The sequence below is a fragment of the Corynebacterium sp. LK2537 genome (assembly GCF_040946485.1).
Classification (GTDB): Bacteria; Actinomycetota; Actinomycetes; order Mycobacteriales; family Mycobacteriaceae; genus Corynebacterium.
On record NZ_JAYWLQ010000007.1, the window covers coordinates 1 to 21,040 of the forward strand.

The window sequence follows — 21,040 nt, forward strand, 5'->3', positions numbered from 1 at the left end:
CCACCCAAACGAACACACACAAAAAGTACGTGCTCATTTAAGAGCTTTGAAAAGATTTTTGTCAGGGCCTGTTTTCCTGCCGCCTCTCTTCCTTGGACTCTGTCTCAAGGAGGGGCGCTGTCGGTCGCGCTGACCCATATGAATTTACACACCGGTATTACATTCCACAAATCGCCTGGCAGGACCACTTTTTAACGCGCTTATTCGAGGCCGAGTTTGCGCACTATTCCGCCGCCCAGGTTCGCACCGCCGGCGGAGACCCGGAACAGGCCCCACGAAATGAAGTAGGCGGCGAAGGGGAAGCCGAGCAGCGCCACTCCCCATCCCGGGAACTTCACCCACGCGCTAATGCTTATGGCAAGCATGACCAGCACCGCGGCGAACGCCCACCAATTTTTTATGGAGATGAGCTCTAGCGTAACGGCAATGGGCGCAATCCAGAAGGCTACAAAGACGACCTGCCAGATATCGCCGTAGCCGAAGAGAAAGCCCAGCGCTCCCGACAACAACGCGCACGCGACGTTCAACCAGCCGGTCAGCCACGCGGCATTTGCCCACGCCCGGCGCGTGCCACCGAAGACGAGGTTGTCCCGCCAGGACTGGCGGACGGTATCCATCGCGAACGGCACCAGCACGCCCGGCACCAGCACGCCCGCGACCCCTGACGCCGCCACGACGGGGTTCGCCCAGCCCCAGAAGTAGTTAGTGATGCCAAGAATGATCGCCACCAGGCCTACTACCGCCCAAAGCGCTAGCCAGCTGCGAACCAGGGGTCGGTAAACAATCTGCGCCGCCGGCATCGGCGGGAAAATCCCGTTGTCGGTCCGTCCGTCGGTTTCCGGTAGACGTTCCGACAGGGACTGGCGTTCCGGTTCGCCCGGCCTGAACCAAATCAACGCGACAACCGCGACGGTCGGCAGGGCAATCCACCACTGGGCGACTAGCGCGGAGATGGCGGCCGGCAGCAGAAATAAACTGGCATGGACTTTGCGCAGCTTCTGCCACTCGCGGGCAGGTAAGCCCAACAACTGGAAGGGAGCAAATTCGGGGACCGTAAACCACGCCGACACCGCGATAAAGGCACTGATGAGCACCGATTCCCAGGCACTCGCATCCGGAAGTATGGCCGCTCCCCACATCAGGAAGAAGACTCCGTATGCGACGAGCTTCCATTTCGTACTTATGGCCCAAAGAAGACGGAATCGGTTAGGCATTGTGCTCGCCTCCCACCTGGGCCAGGGCCGCCACGGCGCGGGCGAGAGTGACTTCGCTGGCGCGCAGCCCCAGCTCCCGGGCCTGCTCGAAGACGGCGTCGGTGAGGTTCGGGCGGGCATCGACAAGCGCCTTGGAACCGAGCTTTCCTTCGTGGCGATCCAGGACGGGCACGTCCAGGCGCGACAGGGCCCTGTCGAGCTGTTCCGGATTGCCGGTGAGCTCGAGTACGCCTTCCAAAATCTCCTCGACCCGGCCCGTGACCGGGTTCTCGCCCATCAGGGAGACGGTGTCCAGGTAGGCCGCCAAGTCGTCGAGGTGGTGGGTGGCCACGATGATGGTGCGCCCGTGCTCTTCCTGCAGGATCTCGTAGAAGACCTCCTGGTTGCGCGCATCGAGGCCCAGGTAGGGCTCGTCGAGAAGCATGTTCTCGCAGCCGGAGGCGACCGCGAAGACGATGCCGAGGGCCGACTTCTGGCCGCGCGATAGGCTCGCGTAGTTCGTGCTCGGCAGGTCGAAGCGTTCAATCAACTCTTCGGCGCGTTGGGCATCCCAGGTGTGCCAGCGCGCTTTACCGATGGTCATGAGTTTGCGCGTGTTCCACCCGTCGATGAGCGGGGTGTCAATCCCCATGAGGATGGTCTTGTCCAGCACAGCCGGGTTATCGAAGGGCTCTTGCCCGTCCACCCGCACGCCCGCGGCAGGGAGGTGGCCTGCTATCCGGCGCAGCAACGTGGTCTTGCCAATGCCGTTGCGGCCCACCAAGCCGTGGGTTAAGCCGGGTTCGAAGGCGAAATCGGAGGTCGTAATCATCGTCGTACTCCTTTGTGTTTTGCGGGTCTAGTGGTAGAGACCGCGGCTTTCGGCCACGCGCACGATGAGGTCGAGGAGCCCCTCGCGCTCGTAGCCGAGCCGCACCGCCTCATCGATGAGCGGGGCAACATACTCCGCGGCGAAGTCCCCGCGGCGCCGCTTGCGAATGAGTTCGGTTGCTCCGTCCGCCACGAACATGCCGATCCCGCGGTGCTTTTCCAGGACCCCGAGGTCAACCAGCACGGTCAGGCCCTTGCGGGCGGTGGCCGGGTTGATGTTGTGGAAAGCGGCCAGCTCGTTGGTCGAGGGCGCTTGCGCGCCCTCCGCCAGCGTTCCGTCCACGATGGAGTCCTCGACCAATGTGGCGATCTGCCGGAACAAAGGTTGGGTCGCGTTATCCATGTCCACCTCGGGATCTGTCGTGTTTTCGTTGGTGAAGGGTAGTTGGTTAGTTAGTCGGTTAGTTACTCACATAACTAACCTATACCCAGGCGCCGGTTTTCCACAACCCTTCGGGCGAAATTTCGGCGTTAACTTCTAGATTTCAACTCTCTGCCTGCAGTTTTGGAAAAAGAGATCGACGTTCACACGTGAATGAGGCAGACTGGGAGGTACCGAAACTTAGTTAGAACAAAGAGAAACGGATTTTAGGAGCCATGCTTGAACGCACAGTTGTATTCGTCGACACCTCGTATTTGTTGGCGAGCTTTTACAACTCCTGGGAAATTGGAGCTCGCGCGCAGCTAGAAATCGACCTTCCCGAGGTGGTATCCACCCTCGGGTCCATGATTGAAAACCAGATTGGCAACCCCGTCCACCGCCAAAACTGGTACGACGGCATCCCGGACACCGGCCCCCACCGCTACCAGCGCGCGCTGCGTACCTGCGACGGCGTCCAACTGCGGACGGGCCAGCTCATCGAGTGGGGCGAACGGCGTACCCAAAAGGCCGTTGACACCCGCTTGGTCGCCGACATGGTCATCGCCGGTTATGGCCGCCAGTTCACGGATTTCGTGTTGGTTTCTGGCGACGCGGACATGATCCCCGGCGTCCAGGAGGCAACGGAAAACGGCGTGCGCGTCCACCTCTACGGCTTCGGCTGGGACTCTATGTCCTCCGCCCTGCGCCACGCCTGCGACTCGACCACCATTCTGGACCCGCGCGAAGACTTCGCCGACGCGATGGAGCTGCAGGTCCTCGAGGGGCCGCTGCCTCCCGCCGTCCGGGACACCAGCTCGGCCGAGGGATCCGGCGATCCTTGCGCCGAGGGCGCGGATGCCGAGCCGGAACAGGCCGACGCACCGCTGCCGCCGGAGGAAGACTCCCGGGTAGAAAAGGAAATCGCCGGCGACGCAGCCAAGCCGCAGCCGGACGCCAAGCCGGACCAGGCCCAGGCGTCGGCCGCCGCACCGGCGCCCAAGCCGGCCCCAAAGCCCGGGGACCAGCTGCCGGCCAACAAGAAGCCCGACAACAAGAAACCGGCCCCGAAGCCGTCCATGATGGCGCCGCGGCGGAAGCTGCGCTCCCGCTACGTCCCGCTCCCCGAGGAGGTGTGGACCTCCGCCGGCTTCCAGACCCCGTTCGACGTGGGCCAGCAGTACGCGTCGTGGTGGTTCGACAACGCCGCCAACGCGGAGCAGCGCGACCAGGCCCACCTGCTCTCGGGCGGCGGGCTTCCCCCGGAAATCGACCGCCCGCTGCTGCAGTTCGCGTGCGAGACGCTGCACGAATACACGTTGAGTGAAAGCCAGCGCGTCAATCTGCGCGACGGCTTCCACTCCGGGATTCGCGGCGTCCTCATCAACGTCCGCCGCGATAACTAGCTTCCGCTAGGGATTAGTCCTTCGCGGAGTCGGTGGACTCTGCGGACTCAGCCGAGGTGGTGGAGTCAGCGGCGTCCTGGGCCTCGCCCTCCTCGCCGGATTCCAGCTCGGCGGTGGTATCCGCGCCGGATTCCACCTGCTTGCCACTGTTCATCGAGGCGCGGATCTCGTCCAGGCGGGCGGCCGCCTTCATGTCCGTGCCGCTCGCGGCGATTTCCTGCATGTGGGCCCCGGCGGAGTCCTGGTAGAGCTCCTGCGCGCCCAGGGCGTCGGTGTAGCGCTTTTCAATCTTGGCCCGCACCGAGTCCAGGGTCGGGGTATCCCCGTCCGGGGTCAGCTCGTTCATGGAGTCGAGCGCCTGGGAGTTCTTCTCCTGCATTTCCGCCTGGTCCGCCTGAGCCATCAGCTGGTCCACCTGGGCCAGCTGCTCCTTCAGACGGGCGGAAGACTCCTTCTGCTGGCGCTGCGCCTGCTCCGCGGCCTGCTCCGCAGCCGCGTGCTGGGTCTTCAGGTTCTCCAGCTCGTTTTCTGCGGAGACCAGCTGGGAGGCCAGGACCTCAGCGGCGTCGTTGTACTCCTGGGCCTTCTGGCTATCGCCTTCCGCGGTGGCCTTATCCGCCAGCTCCAGCGCGCGCTTGGTCTGGTTCTGGTACTCCTCCCGGGTCTTGACCAGGCGGTTCAGCTGCATTTCCAGCTTGTTGCGGTTGCCGATGATCTCCGCGGCGTGATCGGAGATTTCCTGGTGCTGCTTCTTGGCCCCTTCGACGGCCTGCTGGATCTGGACCTTGGGATCAGCGTTCTCATCGATCTTCTGATCGAAGGAACTCATCAAGTACTTCCAGCCCTTGCTGAACGGATTAGCCATAGCTTTTAAGTCAACTCCTCGGGTACATCGAGCATAAAAAATCGCTTTCTCGCGAGTTTAGCGTTACTCACGAGAAAGCGTGCGGCGAAAGCTGCGGAAAGCCTAGTTGTTTTCGGCGTCTGCCTGGGCGTTCTGTTCCGCAACCTGCTTGCGGACCTCGTCCATGTCCAGGCCCTTGACCTGCTCAATGAGGTCCTCCAGGGCGGCCGGCGGCAGGGCGCCCGCCTCGCGAAAGACCATGATGGAGTCGCGGAAGATCATCAGGGTCGGGATGGACTGGATCTGCAGGGCGGCAGCCAGGCCCTGGTTGGCCTCGGTGTCCAGCTTGGCGAAGGTGAGATCGGTGTGCTTTTCCGAAGCCTCCTCGTAAATTGGGGCAAAGCGCTTGCACGGACCGCACCAATCGGCCCAGGCGTCTACGAGGACGATGCCGTCCTCGGTAACAGTCTTCTCAAAGCTATCTTCGGTCACATCGATGGTCGCCATCTGTAACGTTCTCCTTAAATTCGCGGTACGGGTACGTTGGCCACAACGGTACCGGACTCGCCTTTATTCCGTTTCTTCCGGTGTGGCATTTTCCCGGGCCAATCGGGAGGGAACCTACCCTTGCCCTATACCCCCTGGGGGTATACCATGAGAGAGAAAGCAACGCGAGGAAAGGAGCCACCATGGCCACCAAGAACTACACCGTCGAAGGCATGACCTGCGGGCACTGCGAACTCTCCGTCCAGGAAGAGGTCAGCGAGATCGCCGGCGTGACCGAGGCCAACGCCGATCACACCACCGGCACGCTCACCGTCACGGGCGAGGACTTCAGCGACGAGCAGGTCGCCGCCGCCGTAACCGAGGCCGGATACCAGGTGAAGTAAATGACCGCCCCCGATCTTGCCCGCTCCGCTGACACCGCCCACCTAGATCTCGGCGTCACGGGGATGACCTGTACCTCCTGCTCTTCACGGGTGCAGCGCAAGCTCAACAAGGTCGAGGGCGTTGACGCCCAGGTCAACTTCGCCACCGAGACCGCGGCGATCGACTTCGATCCGCAACTGTCCACGCCGCAATCGCTTATCGACGTCGTCCGGGCCGCCGGCTACGACGCCTTCGATCTCTCCGGCGCCGGGGACAACGGTTCCGGTGGCGCGGCGGGTGACTCCCCCACGGACGCGCTGTCCGCGGCCCGCGACGACGAGGCCCGGCAGCTGGCCCGCCGCACCGCTTGGGCGGCGATGCTCTCCGCCCCCATCATGGTCGTCTCGATGGTGCCGGCCTGGCAGTTTATGCACTGGCAGTGGGCGGCCGCCCTCCTGGCCACCGTGGTCTACGTGGTCGGCGGCGCCCCCTTCCACACCGCCGCCTGGGCGAACCTTAAGCACGGCGCGTTCACCATGGACACGCTCATCTCCTTGGGCACCTCCGCGGCCTATTTCTGGTCGCTCTACGTCATGTTCTTCGGCAACGCCGGCATGCCCGGCATGACCATGCACATGACGTTTAGCTCCAACCACGCCGAAATGGACCACATCTACTTCGAGTCGGTGGGCATGGTCATCACCTTCCTGCTGCTGGGCCGCTGGTTCGAGACCCGCGCCAAGGGCCAATCCTCCGCGGCCCTCAACGAGCTGCTGACCCTGGGGGCCAAGGATGCCACGGTCCTGCGCGACGGTAAGGAGGTGCGCGTGCCTATCGAGGAGCTCGCCGAGGGCGATGTCTTCGTCGTCCGGCCCGGCGAGAAAATCGCCACCGACGGCGTGGTCATCGCGGGCAATTCCGCCGTCGACGAATCCATGCTCACCGGCGAGTCCCTGCCCGTCGAGGTCACCGAGGGCTCCACGGTCACCGGGGCGACCATCAACTCCTCCGGCCGCTTGGAGGTCAAGGCCACGCGCGTCGGCAAGGACACGACCCTGCAGCAGATGGCCGAGCTGGTCACCGCCGCCCAGGCCTCCAAGGCCCCGGTGCAGCGGCTGGTCGACCGCATCGCGCAGATTTTCGTTCCCGTGGTGCTGGCCATCTCCGCGCTGACCCTCGTGGTCCATCTCTTCTTCGGCGGCGTGGCAGCGGCATTCGTCGCCGCGGTCTCCGTGCTCATCATCGCCTGCCCCTGCGCCATGGGCCTGGCAACTCCCACCGCCATGCTGGTGGGCACCGGGCGCGGCGCCCAGCTGGGGCTGCTCATCAAGGGCCCGGAGATCCTGGAGTCGACCAAGCAGGTCGACACCATCGTGCTGGACAAGACCGGCACCGTCACCGAGGGCGCCATGCGGGTGGCCGAGGTCTTCAGCGCCGACGGCACCGCCAGCCAGGCGGAGGTCCTCCGCCTAGCCGCCGCCGTGGAGGCCGGCTCCGAGCACCCCATCGCCCGCGCGATCTGCGCCGAAGCCCAGGGCGACTCGGCGGTCCCGACCGCCACCGACTTCACCACCGTGGCCGGGCAGGGCGCGCAGGCCCACGTCGACGGCCGCACCGTCCGCGTCGGCCGCCCGGCCGCGCAGCTTTCCGATGCCCAGGGCCTGGCCAGCGCCTTTACCCGGGCGGAGGAAGCCGGCGGCACCGCCGTGGTCGTGACCCGCGACGAGGAGCCGATCGGGGTCATCGACGTGCGCGATACGGTCAAGGACACCTCGGCCGAGGCCATCGCCCAACTCCGTAAGCTGGGCCTGCGCCCGCACCTGCTCACCGGCGACAACGAGGGCGCGGCCCGGGCCGTGGCCGAGCAGGTCGGCATCGCTAGCGCGGACGTGACCGCGGGTGTTATGCCGGAAGACAAAGTCGCGGTCATCCGGCGGCTGCAAGAAGGCGGGCACAACGTGGCGATGGTCGGCGACGGGATCAACGACGCCGCCGCCTTGGCGCAGGCCGACTTGGGCCTGGCCATGGGTGCGGGCACGGACGTGGCCATCGAGGCCTCCGACATCACCCTGATGAACAGCGACCTGCGCGCCGCGGTGGATGCGATCCGCCTCTCCCGCCGCACGCTGCGCACGATCAAGGGCAACCTGTTCTGGGCCTTTGCCTACAACGTGGTGCTTATCCCCGTGGCCGCCTTCGGTCTGCTCAACCCGCTCTTCGCCGGGCTGGCCATGGCGCTAAGCTCCGTCTTCGTGGTCAGCAACTCCCTGCGGCTACGCGGCTTTCAGAGCACAATTCGGGGGTAGGAGAAAAGAAAAGTCCTGGGCAGCCGCATAAAACACTGGCCTTGGGCGGGGGCACGTCCTACAGTTAGGTTTCCATGACCCCTATCACTCCTACTTCCCTGACCCGCAACCAACGCCTGGACCGCCTGCCGGTGACCCCTAAACACCGGCGGCTCATCTTTGGCTCTGGGCTCGGCTGGGCGCTCGACGCGATGGACGTCGGGCTGATTTCCTTCATCATGGCCGCACTCGCCCTGCACTGGGACCTGAGCAGCACCCAGACCTCGTGGCTGGCCTCGGCCGGCTTCATCGGCATGGCCATCGGCGCTTCCGTCGGCGGGCTACTCGCCGACAAGCTGGGCCGCCGCCAGGTCTTCGCCGCCACTCTGCTCGTTTACGGCCTCGCCACCGGCGCTTCCGCGATGGCGACGGGCCTGGCGGTGCTCATCGTCCTGCGCTTCATCGTCGGCCTGGGGCTGGGCGCCGAGCTGCCCGTGGCCTCCACACTCGTCTCGGAGTTCTCCCCGCGCCGCATCCGCGGCCGGCTGGTGGTGATCCTGGAGGCCTTCTGGGCGCTGGGGTGGATCGCCGCCGCCGTCATCGGCACCTTCGTCGTCGGCGCCTCCGACTCGGGCTGGCGCTGGGCGCTCCTCATCGGCATGGTGCCCGCCGCCTACGCCGCCTACGTGCGCCTGGGACTCCCGGAGTCCGTGCGCTTCCTGGAGGATCGCGGCCGCCACTCGGAGGCCGAGAAGATCGTCCGCTCCTTCGAAGACTCCGCCGAAAAATCCGGCGCCACCGTAGAGACCGAGCCGCCGGCCGCGGTGGAAACCGCCCCGGAGGATGAGAAGGAATCCCTGTTCTCGCCGCGCCTGCGCCGCCGCACCGCGGCCTTCTGGACCGTGTGGTTCTGCGTCAACCTGTCCTACTACGGCGCGTTCATCTGGATCCCCTCCCTGCTGGTCGCGGACGGTTTCGGCCTGGTGAAGTCCTTCAGCTTCACGCTGATTATCACCCTGGCGCAGTTGCCCGGTTACGCCGCGGCCGCCTGGCTCATTGAGGTCTGGGGGCGGCGGGCCACCCTCACCGTCTTCCTGGTGGGATCCGCGCTGGCCGCCGGTCTCTACGGCTGGGCTAGCACCGACGCGCTCATCATCGTCGCCGGCTGCCTGCTGTCGTTTTTCAACCTGGGCGCCTGGGGCGCTCTCTACGCCATCGGCCCAGAGCTCTACCCCACCCGCCTGCGCGGCCGAGGCACGGGTGCGGCCGCCGGCTTCGGCCGGCTGGCCTCCATCGCCGCCCCGCTCATCGTGCCGCCGATCGTGGCCGCGGCCGGCACCCCGTGGCTCTTTGTCCTTTTCGCGGTCTCCTTCGCCATCGCCGCCGCGGCGGCCTGGGCCCTGCCGGAGCAGGCGAACAAGGAGCTCGCCGATTAGGGCTCACCCCGCGCCCGGCGTGCTTTAATAATGCCCATGCGTACTTGGTTATCGCTCCTGTGCTACCTCGCCGTGATGGTGGCCATCACCACCCTGAAGCCCTTCTACCAGATCGGCTACCTGTGGGACCCGGCGCGCCAGCGAGTCCGGGAGCTGCACCTGGTCCCCTTCGACGAATTCGCCGGCTCTACCTGGTTTGCCCCGCTCTTTGAGTACGCCGGCAACACGGCGTTCTTCGTCCCCTTCGGGGTGCTGGCCTTCATCCTGGTGCCCAGCGTTAGCCGGGTGACCGCGTGGGGCTTCGCGGTGAGCCTGGCCGTCGAGGTGGTCCAGTACCTGGGCGCACTGGGGCGGACCGACGTCGATGATTTGTTGTTTAACACCCTGGGGGCGCTCATCGGCGCGCTGATTGCGCGCGCCTGCGGCCGCCGGGCCTACCCCGTCTGGCGGGGTCTCTCCTTCGTCCTGACCGCGGTTTTCCTCGTGCTCGTGGTACTCGGCCCGCGCCTGGGCGACGCGGACAAGGTGGTCGATCTGGCCGGCGCCTATCCGTGCCCCATGTTGACGAACCGGGAGTAGTGCAGCTGGTGGGCGACGCCGACGTCGCCGATGGGCCCACCACGGTGCTTGGCCAGGATGATGTCGGCCTCGCCGGCGCGCTCGTTGTCGCGGTCCTGGGAGTCTGGGCGGTAGAGCAGCATAACCATATCCGCGTCCTGCTCCAGAGAGCCGGACTCACGCAGGTCGGCCAGCTGCGGGCGCTTGTCGGTACGGGCCTCCGGGCCACGGTTCAGCTGGGAGATGGCGATGACGGGCACTTCCAGCTCCTTGGCCAGAAGCTTCAGGGAGCGGGAGAACTCACTGACCTCTTGCTGGCGGGACTCGACCTTCTTGCCCGAGGACATCAGCTGCAGGTAGTCCAGCACGATGAGGTCGAGGCCGTGCTGCTGCTTGAGGCGGCGGGCCTTGGTGCGGATTTCCATCATCGTCAGGTTCGGCGAGTCATCGATAAACAGCGGCGCGTCCTGGATGCGGTTCAGGGTGTCATTGATCTTGGTCCAGTCGTCGCCGCTGACGTTGCCGCCGCGCATGTCCGACAGTTTGACCTCGGACTCGGCGGAGAGCAAGCGCATGACGATCTCGGACGCGGACATCTCCAAGGAGAAGATGACGGAGGTGCGGCCGTGGGCCAGGGAGGCCGAGCGCATGAAGTCCATGGCCAGCGTCGACTTACCGACACCCGGGCGGGCCGCGATGATGATCATCTGCCCGGCGCGCAGGCCGTGGGTGAGCTTGTCCAGATCGTAGAAGCCGGTCGGCACGCCGGTTTCCTGGCCGCCGTTTTGCAGCTCCGTGAGCTCATCGATGGTAGGCGTAATCAGATCGCCCAGGACGTGGTAGTCCTCCGCGGTCTTCTTCTGCGCGACCGCGAAGACCTGCTGCTGGGCGCTGTCCAGCAGCCCCTCCAGCTCCTGGTCTTCCGTGCCCTCGAAGCCGAGCTCCACCACGCGGGTGCCGGCGTCCACCAGGCGGCGCAGCACCGCCTTCTCCGCCACGATCTCGGCGTAGTAACGCGCGTTCGCGGCCGTCGGCACGCTAGACAGCAGCGTGTGCAGGTACGGCGCGCCGCCGACGCGGTCCAGATCGTGGGAGCGGTCTAGCCGGGAGGCCAAAATGACCGGGTCGATCCGCTTGTTCTCCGAGTACAGGTCCAGCATGGCGTGGTAGATGATGCTGTGCGCCGGGTAGTAGAAGTCCTCCGGGTCCAGCTCCTCGATGACCTCGATGAGCGTGCTGGGGTTGAGCAGCATGGAGCCCAGAACGCCCTGCTCGGCGTCCTTGTTGGCCGGCGGGTGCCGGTACTCCGCTAGCTGGTTGAAATCCTCCCGGCCGCCACGCTTGGCCGGACGGGAATAGCTGCGGTAGCCGCCCTCGTCCGGCGGTTCCGGCGGGATGTACCCGTCGTCAAAGCTGTCGAAACTCGCGTTCGCCTCAGCCGCCATGGTCGTCTCGCTCCCCTTCAGAAAATAATGTCCGCAGTAGTCTCGGTAGTCTCTTTAGTGTCGGTAATCTCAGTCATCTCTGTCAGCGCGGTCAACTCAGTTTAACCGCCACCGCAGACACTGGTTCAGGCACTGCCCCTTCCGGGCCTCTTCCTGCTCTTTTGCCTTTGTCCTGGAATCCCTCGCGGGACGCCCTCGGCCGCCGCCTACATGGTCGCCACGATGACGTACTGGAGGCCGGTAAAGATCCAGATCATGCAGTTGGGGATGAGCACCCACATAACCCCCATCCACGGCCGCCAGCGGATATAGCCGCGGTACTTGCGCACCAGGATGGCGCCGCACCCCAACATGCCGAAGACCGGGACCACGAGCACGGCAAAGCCCCAGAAGATCTGCTGGCCGGGGCTGCACAGCCAGGCGGCCTCCCCGGCCTCGCACAGCGGGCCGCCGATAAGCCGCATGATGACGCCGAGGACGAAAGCGACTGCGAACGAGGCCACCAGCACCGAGCCGACGTACCAGCGGGCCTGCCGGCTGGATTGCTCGTTTCTCTGGGCGATGACAGCCGGGTCCGGCTCGTCCGCGAGCTCGTCGAAGCTGTGCGGCTCCGGCCGGGGCACGTTGCTGAAATCGGCGTCCGTAGACAGATCGTTTTCCGGGTGCTCGAAGCCGCGCGAATTATGGGACCGCGAATTATAGGACATAGTGGGGCCTAGTCTAGCCCAGCCGCTAGCCGCTTAGTGACCCGCCGGATAGACCAAGACCGGCACGCGCATGTGCGGCAGTAGTTCCGTGGCGGTCGAACCGATGAAGACCCGGGCGATGGGGCCCAGCGGATTCGAGCCCATGACCATGAAATCGCCCTTTTTCCACTTCAGGGCGTCGACCGCGCCGCGCCAGCCGCTGCCGATGCCGATGTCGGTGCGCACGTCCAGCTCCGGGTACCGTTCCATCACCCAGTCGCGGGCGACGTCCAGCAGCGCCAGGGATTGCTCGCGCCACTGGTTGGTCAGCTCGTCCGCGACATCGCGGTGGTTGTCGAAGGGGGCGTGGATGATGCCGGACGGGGAAAAGGCCACGATGCGCAGCGGCACTCCCCACGTGTGGGCCATCTCCGCCGCGCGGCCGAGCGCCGGATCGTCCTTCTGCCCGTCTTCCTCGGTGAAGGCGAAGTTCACGCGGGTCACCCCGTGCTTGGACAGCTTGACTTGCTTCGGCGCCAGCCCGACCGGCACGGGCGAATAATGCAGGAGGGTATCCGCGGTGGAGCCGGCCATGAAACGGCCCTTCGGCGCGGCTTGGTTGGGCCCTAAGAAAATCATGTCCGCCGCGAAGTCGTTCGCCGCCTCCGTGATGAGCTGCGGCTTGGACGAGCCGTTCGACAACAGCGAGACCTCGTCGTCCCAGTAGGACTCATCCAGTCCCGCGGCGGACAGGGCCTTTTCCACCTCGGCGCGGCAGGCCTCGGCTTCCTTGCGGAAGTATTTCTTGTATTTCTTGCCCAGCTTGAACAAAGGCGTGGCCGCCCAGGGCTGCAAAAGGGTAGACAAAACCCGCACCTTGACGGGCATGGTCCGCGACAACCAGGCGGCAAAATCGATCGCCTCAGTGCCGGAGTAGCTCGGGGTCCACGAGACCAAAATGCGCATGGTCTGCGGCAATTCTGCTACTTCGGCGAGATCGTCAGGGAGGTTGTCTGTGGGCATGAACCTAATTCATTACGGGGGCTTGCTGTCTGACCATTTTATAAATGTCGCTCCCCTATTACCTAATCCCGGCTGGGCCGGTAGATCTCCGCCAGCTGGTTAATCAGGTCGCCGACCTCCTCGGCAGTCTGGAGGCCGTCCTTGTCCAGCCAGCGCAGAATCTCCGCCAGAGCGTGCGCGCGCTGGCTCGAGACCTCCTCGAGCTCCCGGTCTCCTTCCGGGGTGAGCGCGACCAGGACGCCGCGGCGGTCGTTCTCGTCGCGCATGCGCTTGACCAGCCCGCGCCGCTCCAGCTGGTACAGCGCGTTCGAGGCAGTGGGCATGCGGATGAGCTCCGCCTGCGCGATCTGGCTGACGCGGGACGGACCCCGCTCCTTGAGCTGGTTCATGATGGAGACCTGCGAGGTGGTCAGGCTCGATCCTTCGGTCGTGCGCTGGAAAATCACCATCAGCTTGTTCAGAGCCGGTTGAATCTTCGCAGCGACAGCGAAAGCCTCCTCCGCGCTGGACGGGGACTCTTGGGGCCTTTCTGCGGGGCTAGATTCATTCATGAAACCTAAGTTTAGCGGTTTTGTGCAGCAAACGTTAACACCTTCCCGCTCCCGCCGGAGGCCCGCTTGCCCGGCTAGGACTGCCCGCCGCGGATGAACTCCTCCAGCTGGGCCCGCGCGATATCGTCCGGCAGCTGCTGCGGCGGGGACTTCATCAGGTAGGAGCTGGCCGGCAGGATCGGCCCGCCCAGCCCGCGGTCGAGGGCAATCTTGGCCGCGCGCACGGCGTCGATGATGATGCCGGCGGAGTTGGGCGAGTCCCAGACCTCCAGCTTGTATTCCAGGTTGAGCGGGACCTCGCCGAAGGCGGAGCCCTCCAGGCGGACGTAGGCCCACTTGCGGTCGTCCAGCCACTCCACGTAGTCCGAGGGGCCGATGTGGACGTTGCGGTCCTCCTTCTTGCCGGCCAGCGGCCCGGACTGCAGGTTGGAGGTCACCGCCTGCGTCTTGGAGATCTTCTTGGACTCCAGGCGGTTGCGGTCCAGCATGTTCTTGAAGTCCATGTTGCCGCCGACGTTGAGCTGCATGGTGCGATCCAGGCGCACGCCGCGGTCCTCGAAGAGCTTGGCCATGACGCGGTGGGTGATGGTGGCGCCCACCTGCGACTTGATGTCGTCGCCGACGATGGGCACGCCCGCGTCGGTGAACTTCTTAGCCCACTCCGGGTCGGAGGCGATGAACACGGGCAGGGCGTTGACGAAGGCACAGCCGGCATCGATAGCCGCCTGGGCGTAGAACTTGTCGGCCTCCTCCGAGCCCACGGGCAGGTAGCTGACCAGCACCTCCGCGCCGGCCTCACGCAGGGCCTGGGCGACGTCGACGGCCGGCTCGGCGGATTCCTCGATGCTGTCCAGGTAGTGCGTGCCCAGCCCGTCCAGGGTGGGGCCGCGCTGCACGCTAACCCCCAGGTCCGGGACCTCGGCGATGGTGATGGTGCAGTTGCGGGAGGCGCGGGTGGCGGCGGCCAGATCCGCGCCCACCTTGGCGGCATCCACGTCGAAGGCAGCGACGAATTCGATGTCGCCGACATGGTAGTCGCCGAGCCGCGCGTGCATGAGGCCCGGAATTTTCTCGTCCTCGGCGGCGTTACGGTAGTACTCCACGCCTTGGATGAGGGAGGTGGCGCAGTTGCCGACGCCCACGATGGCGACTTTGACTTTTCCAGACACGGTCGGGTCTAACTCCTTGGTTCGGCTGAATATGTGGCTGATACCTAAAAGCGGCACGGACGCCGCCGGTTCACATCGCTGAGCCTAGGCCGCGGCCCGGCACGGGTGTGGGCGGGACAGCAAGTGGATCGATCAAGATGGCACAAAACCCACTAGATTGGGGCGCCACCGGCGGCCGGAACCTTAACCTCCGAGCAAACGCCGGGGCTTTGAGACAGGAAGGGACAGTTGATGAGCGGACTCGTGTTCACCCAGGCGGTCTCCCACCAGTGGGAGCGCGCCCAGTGCATCCGCGATCTCCGGGCGGGCCGGATCCTGCGCGAGGAGGTCTGCGACGCCGATTTCCTCCTGCGGGCGGCCGCCCAGCACCACGGGGTCGACCTGCCCAAGGCGTGCCCGGTCTGCGGGGCGGAGAGCATGCGGCTGACCCGGTGGGTCTACGGGGATAGCTTGGGGCGCCGGGCGGGCAGCGCGCGCCGGCTGAGCGAGATCGCCGACTTCGCGGCCGAAGGCTTGGAGTTCACCGTGCACACCGTGGAGGTATGCCCGTCCTGCCGCTGGAATTACCTGCTAGAAACGGCGGAGGCCCGCCACCGCACAGATTGACCGAAGCTGTGAGTTGTGCGTGTTAGTTTTCTGCGGGCCCACCTAGCCGGTAAGCTGCGAATATTGAAGTCTAGGTTTACAAGTTAAGTAAGGGCTAAGGTCGCAGTGACTGACAATAGTGGATCCCGCACCCGCGATAACCAGGGCGCGGCTAAACCAGCCTCCGCTGGCCAGGCGAAAAACAAGCGCCGTTGGCCGTGGATCGTCCTCGCGGTCGTCGGCGTAATCGTCTTCCTTCCCCTGGCGATTTTCGCGTACGCCTACGCGCAATACGACGTCCCGGAGCCGGAGGAGCTGACTAACAACCAGATCTCCTACATCTACGCCAACGACTCGTCGACGCAGCTGGCGCGCATCGTGCCCCCGGAGGGCAACCGTAGCCAGGTCAAGCTCGACGAGATCCCGGATCACACGGAAAACGCTGCCCTGGCAGCCGAGGACCGCGAGTTCTGGACCAACTCCGGCTTCTCCCTGAGCGGTTTCGCCCGCGCCGTGCTGGGTGAAATCACCGGCAACTCTTCCGCCGGCGGCGGTTCCACCATCACGCAGCAGTACGTGAAAAACACCCTGGTCGGTGACGAGCGCTCCTACGTGCGCAAGGCGCGCGAGCTCATCTACTCGATCAAGATGACCAACGAGTGGTCCAAGGAAGACATCCTCAACGCCTACCTCAACACCGTCTACTTCGGCCGGAACGCCTACGGCATCCAGGCCGCCTCCAACGCCTACTTCGACAAGAACGTCGAGGACCTGACGGTCGAAGAGTCCGCCCTGCTGGCCGGCGTCATCCAGGCCCCCAGCGCCCTGGACCCGGCGGTGGATGAGAACGCGGCCGAGGCCCGCTGGAACTACGTCATGGACGGCCTGGTCGACATGGGCGAGCTCGACGCCGCGGAGCGCGCCGGCATGCAGATGCCGCAGACCCGCGAGCAGGGCGAGTACTCCGCCTACACGGAGGCCCCCGGCGCCAACGGCCACATCAAGAACCAGGTCATCCGGGAGCTGGGCGAGGTCGGCATCACCGAGGAAGACGTCAACACCCGGGGCCTGCGGATCACCACAACCATCGACATGAACGTCCAGAACGCCGGCATCGACGCCGTGGATACCAACCTGGCTCCGCTGCAGGAAGACGCCCGCGCGGCGGCCGTGACCATTGAACCGTCCACCGGCGCTATCCGCGGCTACTTCGGCGGCCACGAGGAGCACGGCTGGGACTACGCCAACGCTCCCCTGCAGACCGGCTCGACGTTCAAGATCATGGCCCTGGCGGCCGGCCTCCAGCAGGGCATCTCGCTGGATACCAACTACTCCTCCGCCCCGTACCAGCTGCCCGGTTCGCAGGTGGTCAACAACGTCAACGGCAGCGGCTGTGGCGTGTGCTCCCTGCGCGAGGCGACGAAGAAGTCCTACAACACCTCCTTCATCCGCCTGCAGGAGGACCTGAAGAACACCACGCAGGACACCGCGGACATGGCCCACGCCCTGGGCGTGGCCCGCTCCCTGCCGGGGATTGAAAAGACCCTGACCGAGAACGGCAAGCAGCCCTACGAGGGCATCGTTCTGGGCCAGTACCAGTCCCGCCCGATGGACATGGCCATCGCCATGGCCACCCTGGCCAACCAGGGCGTCTGGCACAACCCGCACTTCGTCGAGAAGGTCGAGACCATCAACGGCGAGGTCCTCTACGAGCACCCGACGGATAAGGGTGAGCGCCGCGTCGGCCAGCAGGTAGCCAACAACGTCATCGACGCCATGCGCCCCGTGGCCGCCTGGTCGAACGGCGCCCTGGCGGGCGGCCGCGAGTCCGCCTCCAAGACCGGTACCGCCCAGCTGGGCGACACCGGCTACAACAAGGACACCTGGATGGTCGGCGCGACCCCGCAGCTGGCCACCGCCGTATGGGTCGGTACCGCGGAAAACACCGACGCCATCTTCAACGCCTACGGCGGCAACATGTACGGCGCCGGCGCCCCGACCCAGATCTGGAAGTCCATCCTGGACACCTCGCTGGCCGAGGCCGACTACGAGACCTTCCCGCAGGCGGCTCCCGTGCGCTACGGCACCGGCGGGGCCGGCGGCGGCGCGACCTACTACGCGCCGACGGAGGACACCTACACCCCGAGCGACTCGGAGGGCGTCGAAGAAGCCCCGGCCGAGGGCGAGGGCGAACAGCCCACGCAGCCGGCCCCGGCCGAGCCGAGCCGTAACCCGAACGACAACTCCGGTAACGGCGGCGGCAACGCCCCGTCCGGCGGTAACGGCGGCGGCAATGGCGGCGGAAACGGCGGCGGTGGCGGCGGGGGCAACCCCTCGCTCGAGGACTTCCTCGAAGATCCCCAGGGCGGCTTAGCCGACATCCTGGGCTAGGCGCCGAGGCGGAGGAGTACACACGCATATGCACGACACCGCCCCGCGCAATTGGGTGCCGCTGAGCGCGGAGCCCATGGCCCGCGGCATCGTCGACTTCTTGGGTGGGCCGGCCGGGCGCTTTGCCCGCCCCCGCCCGCACTGGATGACCCCGGCCCGGGCGGTCATCGCGGTCGCGTGGGTTTTCCTCGCCCTCGGTTTTCTGGCCAAGGCCAACTGCGCGGGCGGCATCCGGGACGAGCACGGCGCGGTCCAGCTCGACTGGTCCGGCAACCGGCACTACACCTCCGCCTGCTACAACGACATCGTGCCGCTCTTTGCCGGGCGCGGCCTCGACCAGGGCGGCTTCCCTTACGCCTTCTCCTGGGTCGAGGACGGCGTCACCCGCTACATGGAATACCCGGTGCTGGCCGGGCTCTTCCAAGGCGCGATCGCGGCCGTGTCGCGCGCGACCCACCCCCTGGTGGTCTGGGCGGGCATCCCGGCCGCCGGCTGGTACTTCGCGCTCACGGCGCTGGCGATGTCCGTCCTCTGGGTCGCGACCATCACCCTCGTGATGCGCCTGGTGGGCAATCGCTTCTGGGACACGCTGCTCATCGCGGCCAGCCCCCTGGTTATCGTCCACGCCTTCACGAACTGGGACATCCCTTCCATCTTCTGCATGGTCGCCGCCGTTTCCGCTTTCCAGCGCTCCCGGCCGGGCTGGGCGGGGTTCTGGGTTGGCATTGGCACCGCGGTCAAGCTCTGGCCGCTTTATATCCTGGGCGCCTACCTCGTGCTGGCCATCCGCACGAAGTCGTGGCGGCCGTTCAGCCAGATGCTGGGGACCACCACGCTGACGTGGCTGGCGGTCAACCTGCCGGTGGCGCTGGCCTATCCGGCGGCGTGGGGAGAATTCTTCCGGCTCAACTCGGAGCGGTCCTGGGAGTGGACCACCGTCTACGCCGTGTTGGCCCGCAACACACCGTTTAACGTCTCCCCCGGCGTTCTCAACGTCATCTCCTTCGGGCTCTTTGCCGCCCTGTGTCTGGCCATCCTCGTCGTCGGCCTTAAGGCCGCCCGCACCCCGCGGGTGGGCGAGCTCATCTTCCTCATCGTGGCCGCGTTCTTGTTGGTCAACAAGGTCTGGTCGCCGCAGTACTCGCTGTGGCTGCTTATCCCGGCGGTGCTGGCCGTGCCGCGATGGCGGCTGATTACCGCGTGGGCCTGCGCCGAGTTCGCGGTCTGGCCGCTGTTGATGTGGCACATGCTGGGCGCCGAAAACGGCGGCATCCCGCACGAGCTGCTGGATACCGCCATCCTGGTGCGCGACGGCCTCATCATCGCCATGGTCGTGCTGGTGCTGCGGCAGCTTCGCGGCAGCGCCCACGACGCCGTGCGCAGCGTCCACCCCGACCGTCCATATTCCGATCCCCTACAACCGTTGCACTAATCATGCTCATCACCATCATTGGCATTATCTCTATCGTCATTGGCTTTGCCTGTGTGGGCACGGCCTACTACCTCTACCAGCAAAAGGGCCAGCGCACCGCGCCAATCGTCCTGGGCCTTTTGGCCCTGGTTTTCGTGACGCTCGTGCCCGCGGGCAGCGCCGTGTTTTTCGCCGCTACCCAGGGCGGCTAGATTTCAGTTTTGGGCCCCGAGTGCGGTACTGTGGTGGGGTTGCTTGACGCAACGTACCCTCCTGCCACATCCGCAAAGGTGATGTGGCCGAAAACCATTTACTAGACCATAGGAGGTGATGAGGTCCGTGCGTCACTACGAAGTAATGATCATTCTGGATCCTAGCCAGGATGAGCGCACCGTAACCCCGTCCCTAGACAAGTTCCTCGACTCCGTCCGCAAGGACGGCGGCAAGGTTGAAAACGTCGATGTCTGGACCAAGCGTCGCTTGGCCTACCCCATCAACAAGAAGGAAGAGGGCATCTACGCCGTCGTCAACCTGGAGTGCGAGTCCCACTCGGTGCTCGAGCTCGATCGCCGTTTGAACCTGAACGACGCCATTCTGCGTACCAAGGTTCTGCGCACCGACGCTAAATAGCGGATACTGGGGTTTGTAAAAACTACAGTTTCCACGAAAAGGAGTTTAAGAACATGGCACAGGGAGATACCCCAATCACCGTAGTAGGCAATATCGTCGCCGATCCGGAATTGCGTTTCACCCCGTCTGGCGCACCCGTAGCTAATTTCCGGGTGGCCTCTACCCCGCGTTACTTCAATGCGCAGCAACAGCAGTGGGAAGACGGCGAAGCTATGTTCTTGACCTGCAACGCCTGGCGCAACATGGCTGAAAACGTCGCAGAGACCCTGACCAAGGGCATGCGCGTTATTGTCAACGGCCGCCTGAAGGCCCGCAGTTTCCAGACCCGAGACGGTGACAACCGCACCGTTTTCGAGATTGACGTTGATGAGGTTGGCCCCTCGTTGAAGTACGCCAAGGCCCAGGTTCACCGCAACCCGCGTGAGGGCGGCAGCGGCAACTTTGGCAACAACCAGGGCGGAAACAACTCGGGTTCCAACAACTTCGGCTCCAATCAGGGCGGAAACCAGGGCGGCTTCGGCGGTAACCAGGGCAACCAGGGCGGTTTCAGCCAGGGTGGCTTTGGCGGCAACCAGCAGTCCGCGCAGGACAACGATCCGTGGAATTCTGCACCGCAGGCCGGAGGCTTCTCCGGCGCTGATGATGAACCCCCGTTCTAACTAAGTGCGCAGTAATCATCGAATAAACGACTCAATTGAAAGGCAGGGATCATGAAGCTGATCCTCACCGCTGCCGTTGAGAACCTCGGCGCCCCCGGCGAAATTGTTGAGGTTAAGAACGGCTACGGACGTAACTACCTGCTGCCGCGCGGCCTGGCCATCGTTGCCACCCGCGGCGCAGAAAAGCAGATCGAGGGCATCAAGCGTGCCCAGGAAGCTCGCGCAATCCGCGACCTGGACCACGCTCGCGAGGTCCGCGATCAGCTTGAGCAGCTCAACGACGTCACGGTCGAGGTTAAGACCTCCGAGAAGGGCAAGCTCTTCGGCTCCGTGAACGCTGAGGACATCGTCAACGCCGTGAAGAAGGCTGGCGGCCCGAACCTGGACAAGCGCATCGTCAAGATGCCCAAGGGCCTGGTCAAGAAGACCGGCAACTACCAGGTCGAGCTCCAGCTGCACGCTGACGTTCTCGGCAAGGTGAACTTCTCGGTCGTAGCTGCCTAATTAGGCGCTCGACGGTCAAACCATAGACCCAAAGACAACAGCAGCTTGAAGGCCCTGGGGCCGAAATCCTATGTGAGGTGGGATTTCGCCCCGGGGCCTTTTTGCATGCCCACACGGTCATCCCCGGCACCTATCGCGCAGATCC

General features: G+C 65.1%; 22 protein-coding genes. 12 read left to right on the forward strand and 10 right to left on the reverse strand.

All coding sequences use genetic code 11. From position 1 onward, the window contains the following. Positions 1-200: 200 nt before the first annotated feature. The 3 genes from VVS03_RS09350 to VVS03_RS09360 are packed head-to-tail and all read right to left on the reverse strand — an operon-like array spanning position 201 to position 2,427. Positions 201-1,214 (reverse strand): hypothetical protein, encoded by a 1,014-nt coding sequence (locus VVS03_RS09350; RefSeq protein ID WP_368520728.1) that lies wholly within the window; start codon positions 1,212-1,214, stop codon positions 201-203. Then, positions 1,207-2,025, reverse strand: a complete 819-nt coding sequence (locus VVS03_RS09355; RefSeq protein WP_368520727.1) for an ATP-binding cassette domain-containing protein — start codon at positions 2,023-2,025, stop codon at positions 1,207-1,209. Before VVS03_RS09355 ends, VVS03_RS09350 begins: the two co-directional genes overlap by 8 nt. A gap of 27 nt (positions 2,026-2,052) precedes the next feature. Next, the gene (locus tag VVS03_RS09360; protein ID WP_368520726.1) at positions 2,053-2,427 is read right to left on the reverse strand and encodes a GntR family transcriptional regulator; all 375 of its coding nucleotides are present in this window, start codon (positions 2,425-2,427) and stop codon (positions 2,053-2,055) included. 254 nt (positions 2,428-2,681) lie between these two features. Between VVS03_RS09360 and VVS03_RS09365 the strand changes: the two genes are divergently transcribed. Then, positions 2,682-3,848 (forward strand): NYN domain-containing protein, encoded by a 1,167-nt coding sequence (locus VVS03_RS09365; protein ID WP_368520725.1) that lies wholly within the window; start codon positions 2,682-2,684, stop codon positions 3,846-3,848. 13 nt (positions 3,849-3,861) lie between these two features. On the opposite strand, the gene VVS03_RS09370 is transcribed toward VVS03_RS09365, so the two are convergent. After that, positions 3,862-4,713: a PspA/IM30 family protein gene (locus VVS03_RS09370; protein ID WP_368520724.1), complete on the reverse strand. Its 852-nt coding sequence runs from the start codon at positions 4,711-4,713 to the stop codon at positions 3,862-3,864. Positions 4,714-4,815: 102 nt separating this feature from the next. Beyond that, a complete protein-coding gene (gene trxA / locus VVS03_RS09375) occupies positions 4,816-5,199 on the reverse strand; it encodes a thioredoxin (protein ID WP_368520723.1) in 384 nt (127 codons plus the stop codon). 182 nt (positions 5,200-5,381) lie between these two features. Between trxA and VVS03_RS09380 the strand changes: the two genes are divergently transcribed. The 4 genes from VVS03_RS09380 (at position 5,382) to VVS03_RS09395 (ending at position 9,862) form a co-directional block, all read left to right on the forward strand. Next, positions 5,382-5,582: a heavy-metal-associated domain-containing protein gene (locus VVS03_RS09380; protein WP_070768798.1), complete on the forward strand. Its 201-nt coding sequence runs from the start codon at positions 5,382-5,384 to the stop codon at positions 5,580-5,582. Further along, positions 5,583-7,868: a heavy metal translocating P-type ATPase gene (locus VVS03_RS09385; protein WP_368520722.1), complete on the forward strand. Its 2,286-nt coding sequence runs from the start codon at positions 5,583-5,585 to the stop codon at positions 7,866-7,868. 74 nt (positions 7,869-7,942) lie between these two features. Then, positions 7,943-9,283: an MFS transporter gene (locus VVS03_RS09390; protein WP_368521438.1), complete on the forward strand. Its 1,341-nt coding sequence runs from the start codon at positions 7,943-7,945 to the stop codon at positions 9,281-9,283. Between the two features lie 36 nt (positions 9,284-9,319). Then, positions 9,320-9,862 carry a VanZ family protein gene (locus tag VVS03_RS09395; protein WP_368520721.1) on the forward strand — a complete coding sequence of 181 codons (543 nt, stop codon included), beginning with the start codon at positions 9,320-9,322 and terminating at the stop codon, positions 9,860-9,862. On the opposite strand, the gene dnaB is transcribed toward VVS03_RS09395, so the two are convergent. The 5 genes from dnaB to VVS03_RS09420 form a co-directional block, all read right to left on the reverse strand. Then, entirely contained in the window at positions 9,829-11,286 is a 1,458-nt protein-coding gene (dnaB, locus tag VVS03_RS09400) for a replicative DNA helicase (protein WP_368520720.1), read from the reverse strand. The two genes, VVS03_RS09395 and dnaB, sit on opposite strands and share 34 nt — an antisense overlap. Before the next feature lie 206 nt (positions 11,287-11,492). Next, positions 11,493-11,993, reverse strand: a complete 501-nt coding sequence (locus VVS03_RS09405; RefSeq protein ID WP_368521436.1) for a hypothetical protein — start codon at positions 11,991-11,993, stop codon at positions 11,493-11,495. Between the two features lie 33 nt (positions 11,994-12,026). Next, the gene (locus tag VVS03_RS09410; protein ID WP_368521435.1) at positions 12,027-12,995 is read right to left on the reverse strand and encodes a universal stress protein; all 969 of its coding nucleotides are present in this window, start codon (positions 12,993-12,995) and stop codon (positions 12,027-12,029) included. Positions 12,996-13,057: 62 nt separating this feature from the next. Then, positions 13,058-13,546, reverse strand: coding sequence for a MarR family winged helix-turn-helix transcriptional regulator (locus VVS03_RS09415; RefSeq protein WP_368520717.1), 489 nt, complete (start codon positions 13,544-13,546; stop codon positions 13,058-13,060). A 74-nt stretch (positions 13,547-13,620) separates the two neighbouring features. Beyond that, complete coding sequence (locus VVS03_RS09420; RefSeq protein ID WP_368520716.1) at positions 13,621-14,715, reverse strand: inositol-3-phosphate synthase; 1,095 nt, start codon at positions 14,713-14,715, stop codon at positions 13,621-13,623. Positions 14,716-14,946: 231 nt separating this feature from the next. On the opposite strand from VVS03_RS09420, the gene VVS03_RS09425 reads away from it, so the two are divergent. From VVS03_RS09425 to rplI, 7 genes are all read left to right on the forward strand, one after another. Continuing rightward, entirely contained in the window at positions 14,947-15,321 is a 375-nt protein-coding gene (locus VVS03_RS09425; RefSeq protein WP_368520715.1) for a DUF5318 family protein, read from the forward strand. A 105-nt stretch (positions 15,322-15,426) separates the two neighbouring features. Continuing rightward, complete coding sequence (locus VVS03_RS09430) at positions 15,427-17,691, forward strand: transglycosylase domain-containing protein (RefSeq protein ID WP_409338206.1); 2,265 nt, start codon at positions 15,427-15,429, stop codon at positions 17,689-17,691. 28 nt (positions 17,692-17,719) lie between these two features. Continuing rightward, complete coding sequence (locus VVS03_RS09435; protein ID WP_368520714.1) at positions 17,720-19,123, forward strand: glycosyltransferase family 87 protein; 1,404 nt, start codon at positions 17,720-17,722, stop codon at positions 19,121-19,123. Positions 19,124-19,125: 2 nt separating this feature from the next. Continuing rightward, the gene (locus tag VVS03_RS09440) at positions 19,126-19,314 is read left to right on the forward strand and encodes a hypothetical protein (RefSeq protein WP_368534452.1); all 189 of its coding nucleotides are present in this window, start codon (positions 19,126-19,128) and stop codon (positions 19,312-19,314) included. A gap of 127 nt (positions 19,315-19,441) precedes the next feature. Next, complete coding sequence (rpsF, locus tag VVS03_RS09445) at positions 19,442-19,732, forward strand: 30S ribosomal protein S6 (RefSeq protein ID WP_210400092.1); 291 nt, start codon at positions 19,442-19,444, stop codon at positions 19,730-19,732. Between the two features lie 53 nt (positions 19,733-19,785). Beyond that, positions 19,786-20,391, forward strand: a complete 606-nt coding sequence (locus VVS03_RS09450) for a single-stranded DNA-binding protein (RefSeq protein ID WP_368520712.1) — start codon at positions 19,786-19,788, stop codon at positions 20,389-20,391. A 51-nt stretch (positions 20,392-20,442) separates the two neighbouring features. Next, positions 20,443-20,895 carry a 50S ribosomal protein L9 gene (gene rplI, locus VVS03_RS09455; RefSeq protein WP_368520711.1) on the forward strand — a complete coding sequence of 151 codons (453 nt, stop codon included), beginning with the start codon at positions 20,443-20,445 and terminating at the stop codon, positions 20,893-20,895. The last annotated feature ends 145 nt before the right edge of the window (positions 20,896-21,040 follow it).